Source organism: Pseudomonas sp. KB_15, from assembly GCF_052114525.1.
Taxonomy (GTDB): Bacteria; Pseudomonadota; Gammaproteobacteria; order Pseudomonadales; family Pseudomonadaceae; genus Aquipseudomonas.
Map to the genome: position 1 here is coordinate 1 of NZ_JBFREX010000081.1, position 10505 is coordinate 10505.

Genomic DNA, 10505 nt, shown 5'->3' on the forward strand with positions numbered 1-10505 from the left:
CGCGGAAGAACGCCTCGTAGTCCATCACCGGTTTGTCCGGGTGCTTGCTTTGCATATGCTCGACGTAGTTGTCGTAGTCGGGCATGCCGACCATCAGGCGCGCGGCCTGACCGAGGTATTTACCCAGGCGACTGAGGTCATTGAACATGATCAGGCATCCGGCAGCGCGTGGAATGGCGCTTCCTTATCCGTACGCTCCTTGCTGCCCCAGGCGGCAATACCGACCTTGAGCGCAAAGAACAGGATGCTGAACACCACGAACAGGAACAGCGCGGTCAGCGTCGCGTTGGTGTAGGCGTTGAAGATCACGTGCTGCATCTGGTCGATGCTCTTGGCCGGGGCCAGCACCTGACCGTTGGCCAGCGCATCGCTGTACTTCCTGGCCAGGGCCAGGAAGCCGATCGCCGGGTTGGCATCGAACAGCTTGATGAAACCAGCGGTGGTGGTGCAGATCAGCAACCATACCGCCGGCAGCAAGGTGACCCAGACGTACCGCTGGCGCTTCATCTTGATCAGCACCACGGTGCCGAGCATCAGCGCGATACCGGCCAGCATCTGGTTGGAGATACCGAACAGCGGCCACAAGGTGTTGATGCCACCCAATGGATCGATCACGCCCTGATACAGCAGATAACCCCACATGGCCACACAACCGGCGGTGGCGATCAGGTTGGCGGTCCAGGATTCGGTGCGGCGTAGGGCCGGCACGAACGAGCCGAGCAGGTCCTGGAGCATGAAGCGCCCGGCACGGGTACCGGCGTCGACTGCGGTCAGGATGAACAGCGCTTCGAACAGGATCGCGAAGTGGTACCAGAACGCCATGGTGTTCTCGCCCGGCAACACATGGTGCAGGATCTGCGCGATACCCACCGCCAGGGTCGGCGCACCACCGGCACGGGCCAGGATGGTGGTTTCACCGATGTCGTGGGCCACGGCTTGCAGGGCTTCCGGGGTAATGGCGAAGCCCCAGCTGCTGACGGTTTGCGCAACGGCAACCGCATCGGCGCCAACCACGGCGGCCGGGCTGTTCATGGCGAAGTACACGCCCGGATCGATCACCGAGGCGGCGACCATGGCCATGATCGCCACGAACGATTCCATCAGCATGCCGCCGTAACCGATGTAACGGGCATGCCCTTCACTGGCCAGCAACTTCGGCGTGGTCCCGGAAGCGATCAGCGCATGGAAGCCCGACACCGCGCCGCAGGCGATGGTGATGAACAGGAACGGGAACAGACCGCCCTTCCATACCGGGCCAGTGCCATCGATGAACTGGGTCAGCGCCGGCATTTTCAGCTCGGGCATGGTCACCAGGATGCCGATGGCCAGGGCGACGATGGTGCCGATTTTCAGGAAGGTCGACAGATAGTCACGCGGCGCCAGAATCAGCCACACCGGCAATACCGCTGCGACAAAACCGTAGCCGATCAGCATCCAGGTGATCTGGATACCGGTAAAGGTAAACGCCTTGGCCCACACCGGATCCGCGGCAATCTGCCCGCCGAGCCAGATCGAGCCGAGCAGCAACAGCACGCCGATCACCGAGATCTCACCGATGCGACCGGGGCGGATGTAGCGCATGTAGATGCCCATGAACATCGCGATCGGGATGGTCGCCATCACGGTGAAAATGCCCCAAGGGCTTTCGGCCAGGGCTTTCACCACAATCAGCGCCAGCACCGCGAGGATGATGATCATGATCAGGAAGCAGCCGAACAGCGCGATGGTACCGGGGATGCGGCCCATTTCTTCACGGACCATGTCACCCAGGGAGCGGCCGTTGCGGCGGGTGGACATGAACAGGACCATGAAGTCCTGAACCGCACCGGCCAGCACCACGCCGGCGATCAGCCACAGCGTGCCGGGCAAGTAGCCCATCTGCGCTGCCAGCACCGGGCCGACCAGCGGACCTGCGCCGGCGATGGCGGCGAAGTGGTGACCGAACAGCACGTGCTTGTTGGTCGGCACGTAGTCCAGACCATCATTGTTGAGCACAGCGGGAGTGGCCCGAGCGGGATCGAGCTGCATCACTTTGTTGGCGATGAACAGGCTGTAGTAGCGGTAGGCAACGAGGTAGATGGCGACGGCTGCGACTACGATCCACAGGGCGTTGATCGCTTCGCCGCGGCGCAGGGCCACGACACTCAGCGCAATCGCTCCCAGGACAGCCACGGCAAACCAGGCGAGGTGTTTAGCCAGACGGGGCATAGCGTGTCTCCTGCCGACAGCCAGTGACTGCGGCGGTAATTTTTATAATTGTGTCCGCGGTGCGGAGCTGGCCCAATATCTGCGCATGCCGTCCACAAATAAATCCGCGTTACTACGTACGTGGCATCTACGTAGTTCTACGTAGAACACGCCAATCAAATGTGGGAGCGAGCTTGCTCGCGATGGCGGACTGTCTGCCACATCACTACTGAATGTACCGCCTTCATCGCGAGCAAGCTCGCTCCCACAGGGGATGTGGGTTGACCACCGGATCCAGGGCCACCTCCGATCAAATGTGGGAGCGAGCTTGCTCGCGATAGCGGACTTTCAGCCACATCACTTCCGAATGTGCCTCCCTCATCGCGAGCAAGCTCGCTCCCACAGGTTTTGCACACTCCCAACCGGTCATTCCGTCCAGCAACGCTACAGGCCGAGCGCCTCTTTGGCATATGATCCCGAGCCTTCGCGCGGGCAGGAGTCAACATGCAGCTCAAACACAAAATTGTCGCCCTCGGGATTCTGCCGCTGGTGCTGGCCATTGCCGTCATCTGCGCGCTGGTGATTTCCCTGAACCGCCAATTGGGCGATCAGCAGGCACAACTGATCGAAGACAGCATTCTGGCAAGCAAGCGCGCGGAGCTGAAAAACTACGTGGAAATGGCCCAGAGCCTGATCGCCCCCCTGTACGACGACGGCCACGGCGACACCCGTGCCCAGCAGCAAGTGCTGGAGGAACTGCGCAAGCTCAGCTTCGGCATCAACGGCTATTTCTTCGTCTACGACCGCGAAGGCCGCAGCCTGATGCATGCGCGCCAGTCGGAACTGGTGGGCCAGTACCTGTGGGACATGAAAGACCCCCACGGCCTGCCGGTGATTCAGGCGCTGCTGCACAGCGCGCAATCGGGCGAAGGCTTTCAACGCTACGCCTGGAACAAACCCTCTTCCGGCCAGGTGACCGACAAGCTCGCCTACGTGGTGATGCTCGATCGCTGGGGCTGGATGCTCGGCACCGGCATCTACCTCGAAGACGTCGAGCGCGCCACCCAGCAGGCCCGTGCCGAAGTGGCCACGGGCATCCGCAAGACCATGATGGCGATTGCCGTGGTCGCCCTGGTCGCGGTGCTGTTTGTGTTCGCCACCGGCATGACTCTCAACGTCAGCGAGCATCGCCTGGCGGACAAAAAACTGCAGCGCCTGACCCAGCGCATCGTCAGCCTGCAGGAGGAGGAACGATCCCGGGTGTCCCGCGAGTTGCACGACGGCATCAGCCAGGTGCTGGTCTCGATCAAGTTTCAGTTCGAACTGGCCAGCCATCTGCTGGAAAGCGGACAAGCCCACGACAAGGGCTTGAACACGTTAAAAGACGCCACCGAGCGCCTGGGCGATGCCATCGGTGAAGTCCGCAGTCTCTCCCATGACCTGCGCTCATCGTTGCTCGACACCCTCGGCCTGCCGGCGGCCATCGGCCAATTGGCCGCGGAATTCGAGCAACGTAGCGGGCTGACCGTGACGTACAACGAAAATGAATTCGACTGCCAACTGGTCGACGGCGCGGCTGTTGCGTTGTTCCGCATCGTCCAGGAAGGCCTGACCAATATTGAACGCCACGCCCGGGCGAAAAACGTCTCCATTACCCTGCGCGGTTGTGAGCGGTCCGTGCGGCTGACCGTGGTCGATGACGGCATCGGTTTCAACGTCGCTCAGGTCGAACGTCGTCAGGCCGGCATTGGTTTGCGTAATATCCGCGAACGCGTCGAACATTTTGGCGGGCGCTTCGATTTGATCTCGATGCCGGGCAGAAGTGAGCTGGACGTGCTGCTGCCAATGAAACCTGGCGCAAAACCCTGAGCCGGCCCAAAACTACAAGAGTGAAACCTCGCATGAACCTGCCCTCCCCGATCCGTGTCGCCCTGGTCGACGATCACTCCCTGGTCCGCGACGGCATCAAGGCGCTGCTGGCCGTGATGTCGCCCCTGGAAATGGTCGGTGAAGCGGAAAACGGCGCCGAGGCCATCGAAATGGTCGGACGTTGCCAGCCGGACCTGCTGCTGGTCGACATCAGCCTGCCGGACATGAACGGCCTGGAATTGACTCGCGTGCTGCGCAGCCAGTACCCGTCGCTCAAGGTGCTGGTGCTGAGCATGTACGACAATTACGAATACGTCAGTGAATCGGTGCGCTCCGGCGCCAGCGGCTACGTGCTGAAAAACGCCCCGTCACGGGAAATCATCGCCGCCATCGAAGCCATCAGCAGCGGCGGAACTTTCTACAGCGCCGAAATCGCCCAGCGGCTGATCGCCGACAAGAACACCGACAACGAACTGACCCCGAGGGAAAGCCAGGTGTTGTCGAAGATGGCGCAAGGCTTGAACAACAAGGAAATGGCCCGGGAGCTGGACATCAGCGTGCGCACGGTGGAGACACACCGCTTGAGCATTCGGCGCAAGCTCAACATCGACAAACCCGCAGCGCTGGTCAAATACGCCATCGATCACGGGCTTATTTCGCGGTGATGGGCGAACCAACAACAGGCGTGTACAAACGACCGATTTAAATCCGTTGAGCGAAGCAGCTACTACTATCAACTCCAGACCCGGTAATTGCTTTGGATCCTCTGCCCATCCGGGGTGACGGGCCAAAAATTAGCTACATTTCCACGAGGCCAATAATGTAGGTAGCATCGGCCAATTGCCGCATTGCAATGGGGTGGAAGCTTACAATGAGCCGTGAACACAACGTGTTGGCACTATTGCTGATTGCTCCGCTATCGGGCTGCTCCAATGCCCCTTCGATTCCAGTTCTGGGGGCCTACTTCCCCGATTGGCTGTTCTGCATTCTCGCCGGCATGCTGCTGGCCTTTGTGCTTCAGGCACTGCTTGCACGGTTAGGTTACGCAGCCTGGCTGGTGCCGTCAGTTCTGACCTATCCGGTTTTGACCGCGTTGTTGTCGATGAGCACCTGGCTGCTGTTTTTCCAGAATTGACCGGGGACTTGCATCATGAGCGAATCCGCTGTGAACAAACTGCCCCGACGCTTGATCGTTCTCGTATTGCTCGGGCTGACGCTGGTGATGCTGCTGTGGGTGGTCTGGCGGTTGGACACCACCCCACGTACCGATGATGCCTACGTGTATGCCGACACCATAAACGTCACCCCGGAGGTGAGCGGCAGCATCGAAGAACTGCCCGTGCGTGAGAACCAGCAGGTGAAACAGGGAGACGTACTCCTGCGCATCGACGCGCGGGTGTATCAGGACGTGCTGGACCAGGCTCAGGCCTCACTACAAGCGCTGAACAAGGAAATCATTCTGAGCCAGCGTCAGGTTGATGCCCAACAATTCAATTCCGAAGCGGTGAAAGCCAGTGTCGAACGCGCCAAGGCCGCCGCCGCGCAGAGCGCCGACACATTGCGGCGCATGGAACCCTTGCTGAAACCTGGCTACGTCTCCGAGGAACAGGTGGATCAGGCCCGCACCGCCGCCAAGAGCGCTCGTGCCGAATTGAATGCGGCGCTGTTGCAGGCCAAACAGGCTGCCGCCGCGGTCAGCGGGGTCGATGCACTGGTGAGCAGGCGCGCAGTGATACAAGCGGAGATAGCCCGCGCCGAACTGGACCTTGAGCACAGCGTGGTACGCGCGCCCTTCGACGGACTCATCGTCGGTTTGACCACCTCCAACGGTCAGTTCGCTGCCGCCGGTCATCCCCTCTTCAGCCTGATCGACACACGTCGCTGGTACGTAGTGGCAAACTTCCGCGAAACCGAACTGGACAAGATCCGCAATGGCAGCCGCAGCACCCTCTACCTGATGGGCGACAGCAACCGCACCTTCAGCGGCACCGTTGATTCCATTGGTTTCGGCGTGTTCCCTGATGACGGCGGCGCCCAGGCCGCAGGGCTGCCGAAGGTCGCGCGGACCATCAACTGGGTGCGGGTGGCCCAGCGTTTTCCGGTACGCATCCGCGTCGATAAACCCGATCCGGACCTGTTTCGCATCGGTGCATCGGCCGTGGCGTTGATTCATGCCGGTCAGGATGAGGACTCGCCGCAATGAGTGCAGCGTTAACCTGGGAGCGACGCTTCTGGCGCTTCCTTGACACAGAGCTTTCGCCCTTTCCGGGGCGGGGCAACGCACTGTTGCGCAATGTGCTGGCCTGCGCTCTGGTGATCATCCTCTCCATGAGCCTGGAAGTGCCGCTGCTGGCGCTGTCGCTGATCATCGTGTTTTTCGTCAGTCAGAGTAACCTGATGCTCACGCGCATGGTCGGCATCCTGTTCATGGTCAGCGCAACCATCGCCATCGGCATTGCCATCCTCCTGCTCAAGTTCACCTATGGCTACCCGTTGCTGCGCATCCTCTGCGCAAGCGTGGTGTTCCTCATCAGCATGTTCGCCATGCGTGCTACGCGCCTCGGCCCACTGTTCTTCGTGGTGGCCATCGTCACCATTTACGTGCAGAGCCTGGTGGACCTCACTACCCAACCGGAGCTGCTACTGCGCGCCTGCCTGTGGGTGTGGATGGCGGTGGTCTACCCGATCCTGGTGACCTTGCTGGTGAATACCGTGTTGTTGCCCAAAGAGCCCCAGAGGCAATTGCGCGAGACGATGCGCAGGCAGCTGGCGCAGGTCGACAGGCGTCTGGCCGCGTCAGGTGAAGGACATCTGGATATGGCGCGGATCGGCGCGGTAGAAGTCCAGCAGGGGTTGCTCAGCCTGCACAAACTATTGAAGTACGCCAGCATGCGCGGCTCAGTGAAAGGCCCCCGGGAGATCGACCAACTGGCGTTGATCACCTGCATTTCCCGTTTGTATGCGGCGGCCGCCGCGCTGGTGTCCGACTGCAATGACACCGAGGCCCTTGCGGCGTTGCGTCAGGATTGCGCGGCCCTGGCCGCAGCCATCGATAACGACACCTTGTCGCAGCCACGAGTACTGCACAGTCAAGCCTTGCAACGCTTGCTGGCCCCCCCTGCGCTGGAAGAAATGCGCGATGCCTTGCGCGCCTTGGCCATTACCGAACATGCCACGCCATCCGGTGCTCCGACAGCCAAGGAGCCCCTGCTGGTACGCGATGCTTTCAGCAACCCCAATTACCTGTTCTTTGCCTTCAAGACCTGGCTGGCCACGCTGATTTGCTACGTGTTCTACAACGGCGTGGACTGGCCGGGTATCCACACGGTGATGCTGACTTGCGTCATCGTTGCCTTGCCCAGCCTCGGCGCCTCGACCCAGAAGAGCCTGCTGCGGATCGGTGGCTGCCTGGTGGGCAGCGCACTGGCGCTGTTGTGTATCGTCTTCGTTGTCCCGCACATCGAGACGCTGGTCGGCCTGCTCGCCATGAGCCTGCCAGTGATCGCCATCGGTGCATGGGTGGCCGCGGGCTCCGAACGCATCAGTTACGCCGGTCTGCAGATCATGTTTTGTTTCGCTCTGGCCTTGCTCGAACAGTTTGGCCCGAGCATCGACCTTACGGAAATCCGCGACCGGCTGGCAGGTATCCTGCTGGGGGTGTTGGTCAGCACCCTGGTGCACGGCGTGCTCTGGCCGGAAAGCGAAGGCGACGGCCTGCGCCGGCGTCTGGCCGAAGTCCTGCAAGGGATTGCCGCGCTGTTGTGCTTGCCGGCGCTGGAACCTGGAGAAACAACCGACCGCCTGCACGGACAGAGTCTGCGCAGCTGGGGCCAGCTCGCCGAATGCGAGGCCATGCTGGCTCGGGTGGCCCTGGAGCCCGGCTGGCATCAGGGTGAGCATGAAGAGCTGACACTGTTCACCCAGACGCTGCTCGCCAAGGCGCGGGAGGTCCTCCTGCTGACTGGCCAATTGCAGCGCAATCGGGCAGTGCTCGAAGCACAGCTCCCGGCGTCAACGCAGCGCTGGCTGGACGAGCAGCAACAGGAAATGAGTGACTGGCTGAAGCGATATGCCCTGCACCTGCAAACCCGGGGCACAGCGCTTGAGGCCTTGCCTGCGCTCGACTTTACGACGGCTGAGGGTAGTGCAAATACCGAAGCCCTGCTGCATGACCTGCGAACGCTGCACCACCTGCTGGATTCGCTACCGGACTGGCGATGCTATGAGCAAGACGCCCTCTCGGAGCCGAGCCCATGAACAGACACGCTCATTGTGCATGGCTGCTCGGCCTGTGCCTGCTACTGGGTGGCTGTGCACTGATCCGCGAAGAAGGCAGCCTGGCACCGCAACGGGACCCGGCCGAGCTACGTCTGGCTGACGACCTGCACCTGGCCCGCGACGGTTGGCCCGAGGCGCGTTGGTGGACGCGATACGAAGATCCGCAACTGAACCAACTGATTGAAATGGCCTTCGCCGAGGCCCCCGGCATCGCGATCGCCCGCAGCCATATCGACCAGGCCAGGGCCCAGGCCGACACGGTGAAATCCTTGACGGGCGTGCAAGTCCAGTTAATCGCGCTGGTCAACCGCCAACACGTCTCCGCCAACGGTTTCCTCGGACCATTCGCCCGGAACGAGCCAGCCCTCGGGCTTACCGGCCCTTGGTACACCGAGGGTGTGGTGGGTCTCGGTGGTGTCTACCAATTGGATCTCTGGGGACGTCAACGAGCCCAGGTCGACGCCGCCCTGGGGGTTCACAATGCGCGTCAGGCTGAAGAGGCCTGGGTCGAACTTGAGGTCTCGAGCAATGTGGCCATGCTGTATTTCCAGATCCAGACAGCACAGCAGCTACTCGACGACTTGCAACACATGTCGGCCATCACCGCCGAGGTGGTGGCCGCGCACCAGGCACGCATCGAGCGTGGTCTGGAGTCGCAGCCGCTGAAACAGCAGGCATTGAGCAACCAGGCACTGATCGATCGCCAGGTTGTCTCCCTGCGCAGCCAGGTATGGCAACTGCGCGAGGCCATGCGGGCATTGCTCGGCGTGGGGGCCGACGTCACCTTGCCGCTGGCACCGCGCACGTTACCGGAGCACGTTTACGGGGTGCCCGATAGCCTTGGTTACGAACTGCTGGCAAGGCGGCCTGACCTGCAGGCCTTGCGATGGCTGGTGCAGGCTTCCTATTCGAACATCGACGCGGCCAAGGCGGCCTTCTACCCCAGCTTCGATATCAAGGCCTTTTACGGCGCCGACGCCTTGCACATGGGCGATTTGTGGGCCCATGGCAGCCGGCAGATCAACCTCATACCGGGGCTGACCCTGCCGATCTTCGACGGCGGCCGCCTCAATGCCGAACTGGCCAATGCCCGTAGCTTGAGCAATGGCCTGGTGTATCAGTACAACCAGGCCGTACTCGACGCCGTGCGCGATGTCGCCGTGGCCGGCAGCAAGCAGCAGGGGTTGGAGACGCAGGAGCAGCTGCAGCAATCGCGCATCGGCTATATGCGCTTCAATCGCGACAGCGCCACGGCGCATTATCAGCGCGGCCTGCTGGACAGGGTTACAGCGCTTGAGTCGAACCTGCCGCTGCTGGCCGAGCATAGCGGCCTTGCCTTGTTGCAGGGGCAGCGGCTGGAAAGCGAGATTGCCCTGATCAAGGCTCTGGGCGGCGGGTACCGCTCCAGCAACGTCATGGCCGTGCACCGCGCGACATCCATTGACTACGTCGATAGTCACCATTGATTCAATGAAATTCTCTTAAAAAATCCACGGCGTAACATCTGCTCCATACCCACCCATAAGCACCCCGGAGCACACGATCATGAAACGCCAGACCCTCCTCAGCATCGCTTTCTCGGTTTTTGCAGTTAACGCTTTTGCCGCGACCTCTGTTCAACCTGTAGTCGCTGAAGGCGGCTCGGATCGTCTGATTGAAAGCCGTGTGGCTGAAGGTGGTTCGGATCGTCTGATCGAGAACCGCGTTGCAGCTGACGGTTCTGATCACCTGAATGGCAATCGCGTTGCTGCTGATGGTTCCGATCACCTGAATGGCAATCGTGTTGCTGCTGATGGTTCCGATCACCTGAATGGCAATCGTGTTGCCGCTGATGGCTCCGATCACCTGAATGGCAATCGCGTTGCCGCTGATGGTTCCGACAAACTGATGCAAAACCGCGTAGCCGAAGGTGGTTCCGACCGCCTGATCCAGAACCGCACCGCCTGAATGCAGGGCGGTAACGCAAGACTCGACGAAAAACCCGGCCTCACCAGCCGGGTTTTTTTACGTCTTTTAAAAGTCTTCCCCGCCACAAGTAGCGCCTCGCCTGGCTAATGCCAGTCAGTTAAGCAATTTCAGCCGCGACACCCTTTGTAGCAGCTGCCGAGCCCGCGAGGCTGCGTTCGGCTGCGAAGCAGTCGTGAGTCCAGCTGACGCGGCCTGCCTGACGT

General features: G+C 61.2%; 9 protein-coding genes. 7 read left to right on the plus strand and 2 right to left on the minus strand.

Going from position 1 to position 10505, the window contains the following annotated elements; genetic code table 11:
- Both AB4Z35_RS29370 and AB4Z35_RS29375 read right to left on the minus strand, forming a co-directional pair.
- A partial coding sequence (locus tag AB4Z35_RS29370; RefSeq protein WP_442101077.1) for a YbdD/YjiX family protein occupies nucleotides 1-148 on the minus strand: 148 nt, incomplete at its 3' end.
- 2 nt (nucleotides 149-150) lie between these two features.
- The gene (locus AB4Z35_RS29375; RefSeq protein WP_007999289.1) at nucleotides 151-2208 is read right to left on the minus strand and encodes a carbon starvation CstA family protein; all 2058 of its coding nucleotides are present in this window, start codon (nucleotides 2206-2208) and stop codon (nucleotides 151-153) included.
- A gap of 483 nt (nucleotides 2209-2691) precedes the next feature.
- On the opposite strand from AB4Z35_RS29375, the gene AB4Z35_RS29380 reads away from it, so the two are divergent.
- The 7 genes from AB4Z35_RS29380 (at nucleotide 2692) to AB4Z35_RS29410 (ending at nucleotide 10281) form a co-directional block, all read left to right on the plus strand.
- Entirely contained in the window at nucleotides 2692-4056 is a 1365-nt protein-coding gene (locus AB4Z35_RS29380) for a cache domain-containing protein (RefSeq protein WP_442101073.1), read from the plus strand.
- 32 nt (nucleotides 4057-4088) lie between these two features.
- Nucleotides 4089-4721, plus strand: coding sequence for a response regulator (locus tag AB4Z35_RS29385; RefSeq protein ID WP_111288967.1), 633 nt, complete (start codon nucleotides 4089-4091; stop codon nucleotides 4719-4721).
- A 206-nt stretch (nucleotides 4722-4927) separates the two neighbouring features.
- On the plus strand, nucleotides 4928-5191 hold the full coding sequence (locus AB4Z35_RS29390) for a YtcA family lipoprotein (RefSeq protein WP_007997408.1): 264 nt from the start codon (nucleotides 4928-4930) through the stop codon (nucleotides 5189-5191).
- Nucleotides 5192-5206: 15 nt separating this feature from the next.
- On the plus strand, nucleotides 5207-6259 hold the full coding sequence (gene mdtN / locus AB4Z35_RS29395; protein ID WP_442101074.1) for a multidrug transporter subunit MdtN: 1053 nt from the start codon (nucleotides 5207-5209) through the stop codon (nucleotides 6257-6259).
- Entirely contained in the window at nucleotides 6256-8313 is a 2058-nt protein-coding gene (locus tag AB4Z35_RS29400) for an FUSC family protein (RefSeq protein ID WP_442101075.1), read from the plus strand. Before mdtN ends, AB4Z35_RS29400 begins: the two co-directional genes overlap by 4 nt.
- Entirely contained in the window at nucleotides 8310-9800 is a 1491-nt protein-coding gene (locus AB4Z35_RS29405; protein WP_442101076.1) for an efflux transporter outer membrane subunit, read from the plus strand. The genes AB4Z35_RS29400 and AB4Z35_RS29405 overlap by 4 nt, the downstream gene beginning before the upstream one ends.
- Before the next feature lie 79 nt (nucleotides 9801-9879).
- Nucleotides 9880-10281: a hypothetical protein gene (locus tag AB4Z35_RS29410; protein WP_008003960.1), complete on the plus strand. Its 402-nt coding sequence runs from the start codon at nucleotides 9880-9882 to the stop codon at nucleotides 10279-10281.
- The last annotated feature ends 224 nt before the right edge of the window (nucleotides 10282-10505 follow it).

Coding starts and splice junctions, on each gene's coding strand:
- AB4Z35_RS29375 (WP_007999289.1), bottom strand. CDS start 2,208: ATGCCCCGTCTGGCTAAACACCTCGCCTGGTTTGCCGTGGCTGTCCTG.
- AB4Z35_RS29380 (WP_442101073.1), top strand. CDS start 2,692: ATGCAGCTCAAACACAAAATTGTCGCCCTCGGGATTCTGCCGCTGGTG.
- AB4Z35_RS29385 (WP_111288967.1), top strand. CDS start 4,089: ATGAACCTGCCCTCCCCGATCCGTGTCGCCCTGGTCGACGATCACTCC.
- AB4Z35_RS29390 (WP_007997408.1), top strand. CDS start 4,928: ATGAGCCGTGAACACAACGTGTTGGCACTATTGCTGATTGCTCCGCTA.
- mdtN (WP_442101074.1), top strand. CDS start 5,207: ATGAGCGAATCCGCTGTGAACAAACTGCCCCGACGCTTGATCGTTCTC.
- AB4Z35_RS29400 (WP_442101075.1), top strand. CDS start 6,256: ATGAGTGCAGCGTTAACCTGGGAGCGACGCTTCTGGCGCTTCCTTGAC.
- AB4Z35_RS29405 (WP_442101076.1), top strand. CDS start 8,310: ATGAACAGACACGCTCATTGTGCATGGCTGCTCGGCCTGTGCCTGCTA.
- AB4Z35_RS29410 (WP_008003960.1), top strand. CDS start 9,880: ATGAAACGCCAGACCCTCCTCAGCATCGCTTTCTCGGTTTTTGCAGTT.